Origin of the sequence: Mycobacterium paraterrae (genome assembly GCF_022430545.2) — a bacterium.
Taxonomy (GTDB): domain Bacteria; phylum Actinomycetota; class Actinomycetes; order Mycobacteriales; family Mycobacteriaceae; genus Mycobacterium; species Mycobacterium paraterrae.
The window spans coordinates 3,915,468-3,931,470 of the sequence record NZ_CP092488.2 but is presented as its reverse complement, the minus strand read 5'-3'; the positions used below and the strand labels follow the sequence as shown (position 1 = coordinate 3,931,470).

Genomic DNA, 16,003 nt, shown 5'->3' with positions numbered 1-16,003 from the left:
ACCCCTCAGACGTGGCCGAGCTTGTCGACAATGTCCTTTGCCGGCCCCGCCTGGGCTTGCCGGTATCCCGTTCCCGCCCACAAGTTGGTGCCGTGAGGGTCTTCCAACTCCACTGCGGCCCTGCGGATCGGCGCGGTCATTTGGTTCACCTCGGGATAGCCCAGCGGCGCGATTTGATCCATCAACCGAGTGAAGTCGTTCGCCAGACCGCGGGCATAACGGCCTGAAAAAGCGCGAGTGACGACGGTGTTGTCGAATTGCGGATGACCGAGCGCAGATCGGTGTGCGGCGTTGGTGCCAGCCTCGTCTGACAACAGCAGCGCGGTACCGATCTGCGCCGCAGCCGCTCCCCGGCGCAACACCCCAGCGACATCCTCGGCATTGGATAGCCCGCCGGCCGCGATCAGCGGAACGTCGTGGGTGTGACCGATGCGATCGAGCAGGTCGATGAGCGGCTCGGTACCGGGACTCATGTCGGGTGCGAACGTGCCCCGATGCCCGCCGGCGTCCGGGCCCTGGACGATCAGGCCGTCCGCGCCGGCGGCGACCGCGACGCCGGCCTCGTACGCCGAGGTCACCGTGATGTAGAGCAACATGCCGAGGGCACCGAAGCGACGCAACACATCTGGCGATGGCGCCCCGAAGGTGAACGAAACCAACTCAGGCCGCATGTCAGCAACCACCTCGAGCTTCTGTAGCCAGCCGTCGTCGTCACCGAACTGGGGGTAGCCGACGTGGACGTCGTAGTGTTCGGCCAACTCGTCGAGGGCCTCGGCGTAAGCATCGAGGGCGATGACGTCGGCGACGCTGGGTTGCGGCACGAACAGGTTCACGCCGATCGGGCCGGTAGTCGCGGCGCGCGCCGCCGCGATGTCGTTGGCGAGGCGTTCGGCGCTGATATATCCGGCGGCCAGGAAACCAAGACCGCCGGCGTTGGACACCGCCGCGGCCAGCGCGGGCGTTCCGGGGCCGCCCGCCATCGGTGCTCCCACGATCGGCACGTCGAGATCCCAGAAGCCCAATACCATCGCGCTACCCCGTCATTGTCCGAAGTTGTTGCGGCAGAGAAGCCTTCGACTTGTGCGGACCGAGAACGGCTGCACCGTAGGGCTTGTTGAGGAGTTGGCGCGCGACCGCGTTGACCTCGTCCAGGGTGACCTCATCGAGCTCCTGCAGCGTCCGGTCGATGCTTCGATGCTCAGCGTAGTTGAGTTCACCGCGGCCGATGCGGTTCATTCGCGAACTCGAGTCCTCTAGGCCGAGCACCAACCCGCCGCGCAGGGAGCCCTTCGCGATCCGGCATTCCGTCTCGGTGATGCCGTCGCGCCCGACTTCGGCCAGCACGTCGACCGTCACGCGGGTCACTTCGGCGAACCGCTCGGGCAGGCAGGCGGCATATACCGACAAGGCGCCGGAGTCGGAGAACGTATCCAGCGACGAGTACACCGAGTACGCCAGCCCGCGAGACTCCCGAACCTGTTGGAACAGCCGGGAACTCAAGCCGCCTCCCAGCGCGGTGTTCAGCACCGACAGGGCCCAACGGTGTTTCCAGTGACGGCCCGGCGTGCGCACCCCGAGGAACACGTGAGTCTGCTCGGCGTCGCGATTCACCACCGTCAGTTGCGGGCGACCGGTGACCCGCCCCGCACCCTTGCGCGGCGCGATTGCGGTGCGGCCACGGACCAGGCGCGGCCCGAACTGCTCGCGCACCAGGGCCACCACCTCGTCGTGGTCGACGTTGCCGGCGACCGCGACGACCATTCGCTCGGGCGTATAACGCCGCTGATGGAACGAATGCAGCTGCGCCCTCGTCATCGACGACACGGACTCGACGCTGCCGATCACCGGTCGGCCCACCGGGTGATCCCCGAACAGCGCGGCCAGGAATTGATCGGCAAGCGCATCCTCGGGATCGTCGTCGCGCATCGCGATCTCTTCGAGGACGACGTCGCGCTCAAGCTCGACATCGCTTGCGGCGCAACGTCCGTTGAGCACTACGTCACTGACCAGGTCGACGGCCAGCGCGAGGTCGCTGTCGAGGACATGCGCGTAATAGCAGGTGTGCTCCTTGGCGGTGAAGGCATTCAGCTCGCCACCCACCGCGTCCATCGCCTGCGCGATGTCCACGGCTGTGCGCGTCGGCGTGGATTTGAACAGCAGATGTTCGAGGAAGTGCGCGGCGCCGGCCACCGTGGCGCCCTCGTCGCGCGATCCGACGCCTACCCACACCCCAACCGAGGCGGAGCGAACCCCGGGCAGGTATTCGGTGACAACCCTCAGACCGCCGGGAAGCGAGGTGCGCCGGAACGCCGCGGACGGCTCAGAATTGTGCCGTCCGCGGCGCAGCGCTGCTTGAGGACTAACTGCTGGCCGTCGCGGCATCGGCTTCCGCCGGCGACGAAACGGCACCCGCGGTGTCCGGGCTGGCGGCAGCGTCTCCCTCACCGGATCCGCCGTCGGCCGCCGCATCCTCGGCGACCAGCACCAGCGAGATCTTGCCCCGCTTGTCGATGTCGGCGATCTCGACACGAAGCTTGTCCCCGACGCTCACGACGTCTTCGACCTTCGCGATGCGCTTGCCGCGACCCAGCTTGGAGATGTGCACCAGCCCGTCGCGGCCCGGAAGCAGCGACACGAACGCACCGAAGTCGGTGGTCTTGACCACGGTTCCGAGGAACCGCTCACCGGTCTTGGGCAGCTGCGGGTTGGCGATCGCGTTGATCTTGTCGATCGCGGCCTGCGCGGACTCACCGTTGCTGGCGCCCACGAACACGGTGCCGTCGTCCTCTATGGAGATCTGCGCACCGGTCTCTTCGGTGATCGAGTTGATCATCTTGCCCTTGGGGCCGATGACCTCACCGATCTTGTCGACCGGCACCTTGATCGTGGTGATCCGCGGTGCGAACGGGCTCATCTCGTCCGGCTCGTCGATGGCCTCGGCCATCACTTCGAGGATCGTCAGACGGGCGTCCTTGGCCTGCGCGAGCGCACCGGCCAGCACCTGCGACGGGATGCCGTCGAGCTTGGTGTCCAGTTGCAGCGCGGTGACGAAGTTCTTGGTGCCGGCGCACTTGAAGTCCATGTCGCCGAAGGCGTCTTCGGCGCCGAGGATGTCGGTCAGCGTGACGAAGCGACGCTCAGTCTTGCCGTCAACTTCAACGTCGTCAGACACCAGACCCATGGCGATACCGGCAACCGGAGCCTTCAGCGGCACACCGGCGTTCAGCAGCGACAGGGTCGAGGCGCACACCGAGCCCATCGACGTAGAACCGTTGGAGCCCAACGCTTCCGAAACCTGACGGATCGCGTAAGGGAATTCCTCGATGCTGGGCAGCACCGGCACCAGGGCGCGCTCCGCGAGGGCGCCGTGGCCGATCTCGCGCCGCTTGGGCGAGCCGACGCGGCCGGTCTCGCCGGTGGAGAACGGCGGGAAGTTGTAGTGGTGCATGTAGCGCTTGGAGGTTTCCGGTCCCAGCGAGTCGATCTGCTGGGCCATCTTCACCATGTCGAGGGTGGTGATGCCCATGATCTGGGTCTCGCCGCGCTCGAACAGTGCGCTGCCGTGTGCTCGCGGGATCACCGCGACTTCGGCCGACAGGGCCCGGATGTCGGTGATGCCACGGCCGTCGATGCGGAAGTGGTCGGACAGGATGCGCTGCCGCACAAGCTTTTTGGTCAGCGAGCGAAATGCGGCGCTGATCTCCTTTTCGCGACCCTCATAGGTGCCGGCGAGGCGCTCGAGCACCTCGGCCTTGATTTCGTCGGTGCGACTGTCGCGCTCTTCCTTGCCGGCGATGGTGAGCGCCTTGGAAAGCTCGTCGGTGGCAACCGAGGCCACGGAGTAGTAGACGTCGTCCTGGTAGTCCGGAAACAGCGGGTACTCGGCCGTCTCTTTGCCGGCGGCCTCGTGCAGTTCCTCCTGCGCGGTGCACAGCGCGGCGATGAACGGCTTCGCGGCTTCCAGTCCTTCGGCCACCACGCTCTCGGTGGGTGCGCCCGCGCCGTCACCGATGAGCTCGATGACGTTCTCGGTGGCTTCGGCCTCGACCATCATGATCGCGACATCGCCCTCGACCTTGCGGCCGGCAACGACCATGTCGAACACGGCGTTCTCGAGCTGCTCGACGGTCGGGAACGCGACCCACTGGCCTTCGATGAGCGCCACCCGCACACCGCCGACAGGGCCGGAGAACGGCAGACCCGAGATCTGGGTCGACGCCGATGCGGCGTTGATCGCCAACACGTCGTAGAGGTCCTTGGGATCCAGGCTCAAGACGGTGACGACGACCTGAATCTCGTTACGCAGACCCGACACGAACGTCGGCCGCAGGGGGCGGTCGATCAGACGACAGGTCAGGATCGCATCGGTGGAGGGACGACCCTCGCGGCGGAAGAACGAGCCCGGGATGCGGCCCGCGGCGTACATCCGCTCTTCGACGTCGATGGTCAACGGAAAGAAGTCGAAGTGGTCCTTGGGGGTCTTGCTGGCTGTGGTGGCCGACAACAGCATGGTGTCGTCGTCGAGGTAGGCGACGACGGAGCCGGCGGCTTGCTTGGCCAGCCGACCGGTCTCGAAACGGATAGTGCGGGTGCCGAAGCTCCCGTTGTCAATGGTGGCGGTCGATTCGAACACGCCTTCGTCAATTTCAGCTACAGACATGTGCGTCCGTACAGCCTCTCTGGATTTATGGCTATTTCGCGCAGGCACGCGCGCCCCGGAGGGCTGCGGGACGACCTGGAAAGGTCTGGAAGCGGCGACGGCCGTCGATCGAAGCGGCCGACCCACCCCGGATCCGGGGAGTTCGGCAGCCACTACCGAAGACCGCGCGATACAGACGTGTCTTCCTTCGAAGTCCCGTTGTGTCTCGCTGGAACGGTGCGCGCGGATCGCGCGCGCCGCACCTTGCTCGGGCCGAGTGGCCCAAAACGCCTTTAACTCTACACACCGACCTGGTGATTCCTCGAAACTGCTCGAGCCCTTGGGCACCCGACGGCCTCGCGACTCGTAACCCAGTGCGACGACTCGCCGATCTGGATCGCAACCGTTGCAGTCTCGGCGGACGTCGTGATCAGCGGCGCAGGCCGAGCCGCTCGATCAGCGAGCGGTAGCGCTCCACGTCCACCTGGGCGACGTACTTGAGCAGACGGCGACGGCGGCCGACCAGCAGCAGCAGCCCGCGCCGCGAGTGGTGGTCGTGCTTGTGCTGCTTGAGGTGCTCGGTCAGGTCGGCGATCCGCTTGGTCAGCAGGGCGACCTGCGCCTCGGGCGAACCAGTGTCGGTCGCATGCAGGCCGTAGGAGCCCAGGATCTCTTTTTTCTGCTCGGCGGTAAGCGCCACGAAATATCTCCATCAATAGGTCCGCGAACATTCATCGGCCGCGGCCACCGCGAACTGCAGCACGCGCCGTACCGCCGGAAAGCTTAGCAGCGGGCGTGGCCGGAACCTGAATTCGCAGGTCAGCTCAGCCTGCAGAGAGCAGCTTGCGGGCGCGCTCGGTGTCGCTGCGCATCGCGTCGACCAGGTCGCCGACCGACCCGAACTTCTCCTGCCCGCGGATCCGGGCGACGAAGTCCAGCGCCACGTGCTGGCCGTACAGGTCGGCGGCGGTGTCCAGGACGAACGCCTCGACCGTGCGGGTACGGCCGGAGAAAGTCGGGTTGGTACCCACCGACACGGCGGCCTGATAGCGCTCGCCAGGCACGACGGACCCGGTGACGGGTCCGTGACCCAAGACGGTGAACCACGCCGCGTAGACGCCGTCGGCCGGAATGGCCGAGTGCATCGGCGGCGCCACGTTCGCAGTCGGGAAACCCATCTCGGTCCCCCGCCCGTCGCCGCGTACCACCACACCTTCGACCCGGTGTGGCCGGCCCAGCGCCTCGGCGGCGGCCACCACGTCGCCGGCGTCGACGCAGGACCGGATGTAGGTGGACGAGAACGTCACGGTTTCGGTGTTGTGATGTTCAGAGACCAGCGACATGGCCTCGACCGCGAAACCCAGCCGGGCCCCAGCGGCACGCAGGGTGTCGACTGTGCCGGCGGCCTTCTTTCCGAAGGTGAAGTTCTCCCCCACGACGACCTCGACCACGTGCAGGTCCTCGACCAGCAGCTCGTGGACGTAACGCTCGGGAGTGAGCTTCATGAACGAGGTCGTGAACGGCATGACCAGAAAGACGTCGATGCCGAATTCCTCGGCCAGCTCGGCACGCCGGGTCAAGGTGGTCAATTGCGCGGGGTGGCTGCCGGGATGCACGACTTCCATCGGGTGTGGATCGAACGTCATGAGCACCGTCGGCACCCCGCGGGCGCGACCGGACTTGACCGCGTGCTCGATCAGCTCGGCGTGGCCGCGGTGCAGCCCGTCGAATACTCCGATCGTCAGCACGCATCTGCCCCAGTCTGTGGGGATCTCATCCTGGCCGCGCCACCGTTGCACAACGACAAGCGTACGGGCCTAGGTAGCGCCCGGTCGTGCGAGAGCCGCAGATCAGGTGAGGATTGCTTAAACTTCCGTTGTGCGCCCCGCTGACGAGCCCAACGAGCTCTCCACGGTTGCCCAGGACTACCTCAAAGTCATCTGGAATGCCCAGGAGTGGTCGCACGCCAAGGTCAGCACCAAAATGCTGGCCGAAAAGCTCGGAGTCTCCGCGAGCACGGCGTCGGAGTCGATTCGCAAGCTCGCCGAACAGGGTCTGGTCGACCACGAGAAGTACGGCGCGGTGACTTTGACCGAGTCGGGCCGCCGCGCGGCGCTGGCGATGGTCCGCCGGCACCGGTTGCTGGAAGCGTTTCTGGTCACCGAACTCGGCTACGGCTGGGACGAGGTGCACGACGAGGCCGAGGTGCTCGAGCACGCCGTCTCCGACCGGCTGATCGCGCGCATCGACGCCAAGCTCGGCCATCCGCAACGCGACCCGCACGGCGATCCGATCCCGGGCTCAGACGGTCAGGTGCCCACTCCGCCAGCCCGTCAGCTGTGGGCCTGTGAGGACGGCGACGCCGGCACCGTCGCCCGGATCTCCGATAAGGATCCCGAGATGCTGCGCTACTTCGACAGCATCGGCATCAGCCTCGACTCGCGCTTGCGGGTGCTCACCCGGCGTGAATTCGCCGGGATGATCTCGGTCGCGGTCGAGTCGGCCGACGGTGACCCCACCACCGTCGACCTGGGAAGCCCAGCCGCACAGGCGATTTGGATGGTGGCGCGCTAACCTCAGGCGCCGCGCTGCTCCCCTGACGCAGACGGCCCCGCAGCATTGGCCCGCGCGCGGTACCCGTCACGGATAGCCGCGTCCACCGCGAGATAGGCCTGATCGGTCTTGGTCGCCCGCGCTACAAAGCGGCGTGGCCGTTCCGGCATCAAAAATGCGGTGCGCAACAGCATCTGCATGCGCCGCGGCACGAACGACATGGCCTTGTGGCTGCGAGCGGCCGAGACCACGGCGGAGGCGATGTCCTCAGGCTCGACCGAGACGAAGTTCTCGATCGCCCGGGACAATTCGATGCCGGCGGAGAGTTCGGTGTGTACGACGCCGGGAAGGATCGCGCTGACCGTGACGTTGTGGGCGTGCAGTTCCTCACGCAACGCAAGGGTCAAGCCCACAACACCGAATTTGGTCGCGCAGTAGGTCACCACACCGGGAAACCCTGCGACACCGGCCATCGACGCCACGTTGATGATCGTCCCGCCGCTGCGGGGAATGAAGCGCTCCGCCGCCAGTTTGCAGCCCAGGATCACGCCGCGGAGATTGACGTCGATCATCTTGTCCTGCAGCGCTTGCGATTCGGAGACGAACTCGCCGTCGAACATCACCCCTGCGTTGTTGACGAGGATGTCGAGCGGCCCGAGGTCGCGTTCGGCGTCGTTCAGGAAGGCCGAAAATGACTCCGGTGCAGTCACATCGAGCGGTAGCGCGACCACGTCGCCTTGAAGGTCAGCGGCCGCGTGCTTGGCCAGCTCACCGTCGAGATCCCCGATCGCCACCTTGGCGCCCGTGCCCGCAAAGGCTTTCGCGGTGACCAAACCAATTCCGCGCGCGCCACCGGTGATGGCCACGACACGTCCGTTCAGAGCTGCTTTCATGCTGATGTCACCAGGCTGTCGATGTCGTAGTCGTTGATGTCGGGGGTGGCGGCGAGTCGCTGTCGATACTCGTGCGGCGTCCACGGCCACAGCTCGGGCACCCCGTCGGCGCCCAGGTACCAACTGCTGCAACCGGTTGCCCACACCGTGCCGGGCATGGCCCGGCGCATGCTGGCATTGAAGTCGTCGGTCGCGCGACGGGTAGGGGCGACCGTGTCGAATTCCCCTGCGCGCCAGCGGGTGATCCAGCCGGTGATGTGGTTGGCCTGCGCCTCGGCTATCGCGGTGAGCGAGTAGTTGCCGACCGGGCTGTGCGGCCCCATCAGCATGAAGAAGTTCGGGAAGCCCGGCAGCGCCACACCCAGATGCGCCCTGGGGCCCTGGGCCCACAGGTGCTCCAACGTCAGACCGTCGCGACCCACGAGTGACATCGGGCGCATGAACGCGTGCGCGTCGAAGCCGGTGGCCAGCACGATCGCGTCCAGCTCGCGCAATTCGCCGTCAGTTGTGACGATGCCGCGCCGTTCGACGTGGTCGATGCCGGCGTCGACCAGGTGCACGTTGTCCCGCTGCATCGCCGGGTAGAAACCCGCCGACATGATCAGTCGCCGGCACATCGGCTGATAATCCGGGGTCAGGCGGCGGCGCAAGTCCGGATCGCGCACGGTCCGCAGATTGGCCCGGCATGCGCCGCTCATGAACCGGCGCCGCCAGCCGGGCCTGATCAGCGCGCCGGCCAACCATTCGAACACCAGATGGTAGGTGTAATACCCGATGGCGCTCAGCCGCGGCACCCGGCGACGGACCGGATTCATCCAGCGGTAGTACCGGGGATTGGGCAGCGGCAGAATCCACTGGGCGCTGCGTTGGAACAGGTCGAGACGACTGGCGAAATCGGCCAGGCCGCAGACGATCTGGACGCCCGTGGATCCGGTGCCGATCACCGCGACCCGCTTGCCGGCCATCTCGACCGAGTGGTCCCACCGCGCGGAGTGCATGACGGGTCCGTCGAAGTCGGCCAGCCCGTTGATCGCCGGCGTGCGTGGCTCGCGCAGCACGCCGGTCGCCGCGATCAGGAAGTCGTGCGACAGCTGCTCGCCGGCACCGGTGGTGAGCTGCCAACGGCCGCCGGCGAATCGCGCGTCGACGATCTCGGTGGCGAACCGGATGATCTCGCTCAGTCGATAGCGGTCGGTGAGCGCCTGGAAGTACTTGTGTATTTCGGGCCCGGGTGAGAACAGTCGCGTCCAACTGGGGTTCATCGCGAAAGTGAACTGGTAGAACCGTGACGGCACGTCGCAGGACAGACCGGGATAGGTGTTGTCACGCCAGGTTCCGCCGACGTCGGCGCCTTTCTCGTAGATGGTGACGTCGGTGACGCCGGCTTGCCGCAGCAGGATGGCCTGGCAGATACCGGACATTCCGGCGCCGATAATTCCCACGGACGGATGCCGTTGCGACATCAGCGAACTCCCTTCGCTTGGTCGGCGCAGATCGTCCGGCGGACGCTCGGCATCGCCGCGAGCAGTCGGTCGGCAAGAAACATCAGTGGCCGAAGGTCGAGCATCGGGGCGACCCACCAGGGCGCATAGACGCGCCGCGCACGCCGCGCGATGCCCGAGGTGATGGCTGCGGCCGCTACCTCGACCGGGGCCATCACGCCCAATGGGCCGGGCAGGATGTGGCTGAGCCCCGATCGGGTGACAATCTGGTCCGCCAACTCGGTGTCGATCAGCCCGAAGTACGCGATACCGACGCCGACGCTGTCGCCGTCGACTTCTATGCGCGCCGCGCGCACCAGCGACTCGACACCCGCCTTCGACGACACGTAGGCGCTCACGAGTGGACCCGGTATCACCGATGCAATTGATGCCACCACCATGACGTAGCCTCGGCTGGCTTTGAGGTGCGGCAACGCGGCGTGCAGTGTGTGGAAAGCGCCCACCAGGTTGACGTCGATCACGTGCCGCCATTCGCCGGGATCGACCTCGGCCACCGACGATCCGGGCCCGGCCACACCGGCGTTGGCCAGTACGACGTCGATGCCGCCGAAATGCTGCGCGGCGGCGGTGCACGCGGCGTTAACCGACTCCGCTGATGTCACGTCGACATCGAAAGCCGCTGCGCCGGCGCCGAGTTCGGCGGCCAAGCGCTCGGCCCCCAGCGCGTCGCGGTCGAGCAGCGCAACACGTGCACCGGCTGCGATGAGATCCCGCGCCACCTGCGCGCCAATACCGTTAGCCGCACCGGTGACCACCACGACCTTGTGGCGCACCCGCCGGCTCATTCTCATGAAGTCAAACCCTCGGCGCGCGAACGGTGAAGGGAGAACCAGACACCGATTTGATGATTTCGGACACTGCGTTGACTCCTAGCTGGAGGTGAGTTGCCTTCGCAGGACTTTGCCCGCCTCGTTGCGCGGTAGGCGCTCGATGAACACCACATCGCGCGGAATCTTGTGGCGGGCCAGATGCGCGCGCACATGCGATCGGACGGCGTCGGCGTCGAGTCCGGAGTCGGGCCTACTGACCACGTAGGCCGCCAACCGCTTCCCGAAGTCGTCGTCGTCGACTCCCACCACGGATGCCTCGACCACATCCGGATGCTCGGCGAGCAGATTCTCCACCTCCAGTGGGAAGACGTTCTCGCCGCCCGAGACAATCATGTCGTCGTCGCGGCCGTCGATAAACCACAATCCGGTCTCGTCGAAATGCCCGGTGTCGCCGGTGGACAACAGTCCGTCGACGATTTCTTTGTTGCCGCCGTCGGTGTAGCCGGTGAAGCTCAAACCGCTTGACACGAAGAGAGTTCCGACCTTGCCCGGCTCGGTGATCTTGCGGCGGTTCTCGTCGTAGAGGACCACGGTGCAGCCGACCGGGGGGCGGCCCACCGTGCCGGGTGCGCGGTGCAGTTCCTCGGGTGTGGCCACGGCCGCGACGGCGACCTCGGTGGATCCGTACAGGTTGTACAGCACCGGCCCGAAGGCTTCGTGAGTGCGACGGCACAGCGCCGGCGACAGCGATGAGCCCGCCGCGAACATCACTTCCAACGCCGAGGTGTCGTAGTTGGCCAGCACGTCGGGCCCGAGGTCGATGATGCGTTGCAGCATGGTCGGGACCAATACCACCGCGCGCACGTGGTATTCGGCGATCGCCCTCAGCGTCGCCTCGGGGTCGAAGCGCCGGGCCATCACGACTCGGTTGCCCAGGACCAGGCCCAGCGAACACGTGGCCAGGCCGGTGGCGTGAAACAGCGGCGCCGCGATGTAATACGCGCCGCCACGCGGCCAGGGGATCCGATCGAGCAACTGCGCGGACTGCGACGGGTCGATCCGGTTGCGCGGCACGCCTTTTGGGGTGCCGGTCGTCCCGCTGGTGAGCAGCGCCATGCCGCCCGGTTGCCGCGGTGCGGGCAGCGACGACGTCGACTGGTGGTCGGTCAGCTCGTGCAGCCGGCTGCTGGTGAACCGCAGCGTCTCCGGCGGCAAGGTGGTCATGATGTCGTCGAATTCGTCGTCGACCAGGATGCAGCTGACATTTTCCCGCGCGGACACATCGGCCAGTTGCGGGCCGGCGAAGCCTGTGTTCATCAGCACCGTGCGAACGCCGATCTTGTTCGCCGCCCCGATGGTCACCATGACGTCACGGCTGTTGCGATGCAGCGTCGCGAGCACCGCACCGGACCCAATTCCGTTGACTAGCAATCCCCGCGCCAGCGCATTGGACGCCGCGTCGAGTTGCCGGAAGCTGAGGGTGCCGCGATCGTCGGTGATGGCAGGGGCATCGCCGTAGCAGGCAGCGGCGTGGTCGATCAGTCCGCCGAATGCCCCGAAACGGCGCATCGCCCGGAACGCTCGAACCGCCTCGTCGGGCCGGCGGAGGTCGATCATGCCGCGGGAGGCCAGTACCCGGGCCGCGGCCAAACGGCCGCGAATGCCGTTGAGCGCGCTCATGACTGAGCTACCGCTGTACGCAAGAACTCCCCCGCCGTCTTCAGGCTCTGCAGGCTTCCGTCGTCGTGACGCGGCCAAAGCCAGTAGCCGTGCATCAGCCCGGGCCACAACACCTCGTCACAGAGTCCGCCCGTCTCGCGGACCAGCTTCGCGAACGCCTCGGCGTCGGCGCGCATCACTTCTCGCGACCCGTAATGCACCTGGGTGGGTGGCAAGTCGGCCAGATCGGCGTTCAGCAGGCACAGCCGCGGATCCGCCGGGTCGAAGTCGCCGACGTACAGCGCCACGGCCCGCGCCGCCGCCCGCGGATCGAGCGGTTGTCGCCGGGTCCGCGGATCCGCAATCGAGGCCCGGTAGGCCGGGTCGATCAGCGGACCGAACAACGCCAGGCCGGCCGGTAGCGGCAGGCCTTCAGACTTGGCGCGTAGCGCCAGCCCGACAGCGAGATGCCCGCCGGCCGAATCACCCGCAACCACGATCCGCATCGGATCGTGGCCGTTGTCGAGCAGCCATCGGTACGCGACAACGGCATCGTCTTCTGCCGCGGGAAAAGGGTGTTCTGGAGCCAACCGGTAATCGATGACGAATGCGGGCATCCCGGCGTACTTGGCCACCCGCGACGCGAACCCCCGATGGGTGCGCGCTGAGCAGATCAGATAGCCGCTGCCATGCAGGACCAGAACCACGCCCACGTCCCGCCTGGCACCCGGCGGCCATACCCACTCGCCCGGGACCCCGGCCGGCCCGGGCAGCACCCGCGTCCCCGGCACCGGAGGGCTGCTGCGCGCAATCGCGTAGTCCGCGACCGGGCGCAACCGCGCCAGCATCGCGTGGCGTGCCAGGAGCCCGTCGAGCATCAAGTTGAAGGACGTTCGGGCGAACGGGAGATACGACAGCCCATCCAGTGCGGCGAAAGACCTGCGCCGCAACCCGTTTGCCCGCGTTCTCATCGGGTGAGCAGCGCCTTGGCGATGTGTGTCACCTGCACCTCGTTGCTCCCGGCATAGATCATCAGCGACTTGGCGTCGCGGGCCAGTTGTTCGACGCGGTATTCGGCCATGTAGCCGTTCCCGCCGAACAATTGGACGGCGTCCATTGCGACGTCGGTGGCCGCCTCGGAGGAGTACAGCTTGATGGCCGACGCCTCGGCCAGCGACGGCGTCCGTCCTGCCTGCAGCTTCTCCAGGGTTTGGAACACCATGTTCTGCACGTTAATCCGCGCGACTTCCATCTTGGCCAGCTTGAGCTGAATCAGCTGGAATTGGCCGATGTTCTTGCCCCACAGCGTGCGGGTTTTCGCGTAGTCGATGCAGAGCCGATGGCACTCGTTGATGATGCCCAGCGACATCAAGGCGACCCCGATCCGCTCAGCCGAAAAGTTGGCCCGGGCACTTTCCCGGCCGTCTCCCCCGGTGTGATTCTCGGTCTCGCCGAGCAGGCGGTCGGGTGTCAGGCGAACGTTGTCGAAGAACAATTCGCCGGTCGGCGAGGACATGATGCCCATCTTCTTGAACGGTTTGCCCTGCGCCAGCCCCTCCATGCCGGCGTCCAGCACGAACGTCAGCACCGGCCGGTTGCGCTTGTCCGTGGAGCCGTCATCGAGCTTGGCGTAGACGACCATCACGTCGGCATACGGCCCGTTGGTGATAAACGTCTTCTGCCCGTTGAGGATGTAGCCGTCACCATCGCGCTTCACCGTGGTCTTCATCCCGCCGAACGCGTCCGAGCCGGAGTCGGGTTCGGTGATAGCCCACGCCGCGATCTTCTCCAGCGTCATGAGTTCTGGGAGCCAACGCTCCTTTTGGGCCAACGTGCCGCGGCTCATGATCGTCGTGGCACCGAGGCCGAGGCTGACGCCGACCGCGCTCAGCAGTCCAAGGCTCACCCCGGCGAGCTCGGAGACGAGCACGGCGGCCATCGACCCCTGCGGACCCAGGCCCGCAAATCCACGACCCGACTTCTTCTCCCCGCTCTCGTGGTGCCCGGCCTCCTGCCTGGCCCGCTCCTTGTCCAGCATCGTCTTGACCGCCTCGGCGGCCATCACGTCAAGACCGAACTCGCTGAACAGTTTTCGCGCGATCGGATAGGGCGATATCTCACCGGTCTCCAGCGCATCGATGTGCGGGCGGATCTCTTTGTCGATGAAGCCGCGGATGGTGTCCCGCATGATCAGATCGGTGTCAGACCATTCGAACATGTTGCGCTCCTTGATTACTGCGGCAGCCGATTGGCGATGTCGTCGATCAGCCAGGGACCATCGGTCTCGATGGTGTCGACGTCATGCCAGCCGGACAACGACGAGATCGCGCCTCCCTGAACCGCGTACACCTTGCCGGTGATCGGACACTTCTCGGTGGCTAGGTAGGCCACCAGCGGCGAGATGTTCGCCGGGCTGAACAGGTCGAGCTCACCCTCCTCCGGCTCGGACATAAGCGCGCCCATACCAGGGGTGGCCAGCGTGAGCCGGGTCCGTGCGATCGGCGCGATGGCGTTGACCCGCACGCCGTAGCGCTCGAGTTCCTCGGCGGCGATCAGTGTCAGCGCCGCGATGCCGGCTTTAGCCGAGCCGTAGTTGGCCTGGCCGGCATTCGGCAACGTCACACCGGAGCCCGACGCGGTATTGATCACTGCGGCGTTCGGCTGATCACCGGCTTTTGATTGCGCCTTCCAGTAGGCCGCCGCGTGGTGGAGCATCGCGAAGTGACCCTTCAAATGCACCGCGATCACCGCGTCCCACTGCGCCTCCTCCATGCCCGCGATGAACGCGTCGCGCAGGATCCCAGCGTTGTTGACCAGGATGTCGAGGCCACCGAAGTCGTCGATAGCTTGCCGCACAACGCTTTCCGCACCGCTCCAGGTGGCCACGTTCTCGGTGTTGACGACGGCGGTGCCGCCGGCGGCTTTGATCTCCTCGGCCACCTCGTGGGCGGGCCCGGTGTCGGCGCCCTCCCCGTCGTTGCTGCCGCCGAGATCGTTGACGACGACCTTGGCCCCTTCCTTGGCGAACAGCAGCGCGTGTTCGCGGCCGATGCCTCGGCCCGCGCCGGTGATGACCGCGACGCGGCCGTCCAATACACCCATCGGTTGTCAGACTCCTTTAGTCAGTCGGCCAGGACGGCCAGGCCGTCGGTGATCACGAGATCGGTACCCCGGGCCGTCTCGAACGCGTAGCGTGTCGTCCCGTTACTGCCGCCGGCCTTCCAGATCCGGGTCTCCAGGTCGTCGCCGGGAATCACCGGCTTGGAGAATCGGACGGCAAATCGCTTGAGACGACTGACATCTCCATCGGCCAGCTCGGTGAGCACCGCCCAGGAGGTGAACGCCATGGTGCACAGCCCGTGCGCGATGATTCCGGGCAGACCGGCGCTGATGGCCACGTCCTCGTCGAGGTGGATCGGCATCGGATCGCCGGCCGCCGGCGAGTACCGGAAGGTCTGGTCGGTGTCGACGTGCTGGACGACCTTGGCCACCGGCGCCCGGTCGCGCAGCGAGTCGTCGAACTTGTGCTCGGGGCTCAGCTCACCCATTGTTTTGTTCACCGTCATGCCGCGCACGAATGTCGTCACGTACTGCTCGTTGACCAGTTCACCGTCCTCGGTGCGGCATTCGAGCAGGATCGCGGCCCGGGTGCCCTTTTCCAGTCCCTCGTATCCGATCATCTTCCCGCGTGAGATCAGCTTGTCGCCCGGTCGGATCGGCCGGTGGAAGTGAAAATCTTGCTCGCCGTGCACGATTCGCGGGATGGCCTCGACCGGCATTACGTCGACAGCCGGCGTGAGCAGCGCCTCGAACACCGGCACGATCGCGAACACCGGCGGCGCGACGTCTCCCGCGCGGTGTGCCGCGATCGGGTCATTGGTGGCGGCGGCGTACTCGGCCAGCCGCTCCCGGGTGACTTCGAATCGCTCGTCGTCGGTCCAACGACCCAGGCCGCTGTCGTCGAATTCCAGTGTCTCAGTCATTGAG

14 protein-coding genes are annotated in these 16,003 nt (G+C 66.4%); 1 reads left to right on the top strand and 13 read right to left on the bottom strand.

Annotated features, from left to right (window positions below; all coding sequences use genetic code 11):
• Positions 1-5: 5 nt before the first annotated feature.
• From MKK62_RS19025 to MKK62_RS19005, 5 genes are all read right to left on the bottom strand, one after another.
• Entirely contained in the window at positions 6-1,028 is a 1,023-nt protein-coding gene (locus MKK62_RS19025; RefSeq protein ID WP_240258377.1) for a nitronate monooxygenase, read from the bottom strand.
• 4 nt (positions 1,029-1,032) lie between these two features.
• On the bottom strand, positions 1,033-2,382 hold the full coding sequence (locus MKK62_RS19020) for a M16 family metallopeptidase (protein ID WP_240258378.1): 1,350 nt from the start codon (positions 2,380-2,382) through the stop codon (positions 1,033-1,035).
• Entirely contained in the window at positions 2,360-4,660 is a 2,301-nt protein-coding gene (locus tag MKK62_RS19015; protein ID WP_240258379.1) for a polyribonucleotide nucleotidyltransferase, read from the bottom strand. The genes MKK62_RS19020 and MKK62_RS19015 overlap by 23 nt, the downstream gene beginning before the upstream one ends.
• Before the next feature lie 409 nt (positions 4,661-5,069).
• A complete protein-coding gene (gene rpsO / locus MKK62_RS19010) occupies positions 5,070-5,339 on the bottom strand; it encodes a 30S ribosomal protein S15 (RefSeq protein WP_067332662.1) in 270 nt (89 codons plus the stop codon).
• A 124-nt stretch (positions 5,340-5,463) separates the two neighbouring features.
• Positions 5,464-6,438 (bottom strand): bifunctional riboflavin kinase/FAD synthetase, encoded by a 975-nt coding sequence (locus tag MKK62_RS19005; RefSeq protein ID WP_240258380.1) that lies wholly within the window; start codon positions 6,436-6,438, stop codon positions 5,464-5,466.
• A 79-nt stretch (positions 6,439-6,517) separates the two neighbouring features.
• On the opposite strand from MKK62_RS19005, the gene mntR reads away from it, so the two are divergent.
• Positions 6,518-7,213 carry a manganese-binding transcriptional regulator MntR gene (gene mntR / locus MKK62_RS19000; protein ID WP_240258381.1) on the top strand — a complete coding sequence of 232 codons (696 nt, stop codon included), beginning with the start codon at positions 6,518-6,520 and terminating at the stop codon, positions 7,211-7,213.
• A gap of 2 nt (positions 7,214-7,215) precedes the next feature.
• On the opposite strand, the gene MKK62_RS18995 is transcribed toward mntR, so the two are convergent.
• The 8 genes from MKK62_RS18995 to MKK62_RS18960 form a co-directional block, all read right to left on the bottom strand.
• Positions 7,216-8,085 carry an SDR family oxidoreductase gene (locus MKK62_RS18995; protein ID WP_240258382.1) on the bottom strand — a complete coding sequence of 290 codons (870 nt, stop codon included), beginning with the start codon at positions 8,083-8,085 and terminating at the stop codon, positions 7,216-7,218.
• Positions 8,082-9,548 carry a flavin-containing monooxygenase gene (locus MKK62_RS18990; protein ID WP_240258383.1) on the bottom strand — a complete coding sequence of 489 codons (1,467 nt, stop codon included), beginning with the start codon at positions 9,546-9,548 and terminating at the stop codon, positions 8,082-8,084. Before MKK62_RS18990 ends, MKK62_RS18995 begins: the two co-directional genes overlap by 4 nt.
• Positions 9,548-10,378 (bottom strand): short-chain dehydrogenase/reductase, encoded by an 831-nt coding sequence (locus MKK62_RS18985; RefSeq protein ID WP_240258384.1) that lies wholly within the window; start codon positions 10,376-10,378, stop codon positions 9,548-9,550. The genes MKK62_RS18990 and MKK62_RS18985 overlap by 1 nt, the downstream gene beginning before the upstream one ends.
• A 78-nt stretch (positions 10,379-10,456) precedes the next feature.
• Positions 10,457-12,037, bottom strand: coding sequence for an acyl-CoA synthetase (locus tag MKK62_RS18980; protein WP_240258385.1), 1,581 nt, complete (start codon positions 12,035-12,037; stop codon positions 10,457-10,459).
• Positions 12,034-12,987 (bottom strand): alpha/beta hydrolase, encoded by a 954-nt coding sequence (locus MKK62_RS18975; protein ID WP_286670866.1) that lies wholly within the window; start codon positions 12,985-12,987, stop codon positions 12,034-12,036. The genes MKK62_RS18980 and MKK62_RS18975 overlap by 4 nt, the downstream gene beginning before the upstream one ends.
• Positions 12,984-14,234, bottom strand: coding sequence for an acyl-CoA dehydrogenase family protein (locus MKK62_RS18970; protein WP_240258386.1), 1,251 nt, complete (start codon positions 14,232-14,234; stop codon positions 12,984-12,986). The genes MKK62_RS18975 and MKK62_RS18970 overlap by 4 nt, the downstream gene beginning before the upstream one ends.
• Positions 14,235-14,248: 14 nt before the next feature.
• Positions 14,249-15,118: an SDR family oxidoreductase gene (locus MKK62_RS18965; protein WP_240258387.1), complete on the bottom strand. Its 870-nt coding sequence runs from the start codon at positions 15,116-15,118 to the stop codon at positions 14,249-14,251.
• Positions 15,119-15,138: 20 nt separating this feature from the next.
• Positions 15,139-15,999: a MaoC/PaaZ C-terminal domain-containing protein gene (locus MKK62_RS18960; protein WP_240258388.1), complete on the bottom strand. Its 861-nt coding sequence runs from the start codon at positions 15,997-15,999 to the stop codon at positions 15,139-15,141.
• Between the last annotated feature and the right edge of the window lie 4 nt (positions 16,000-16,003).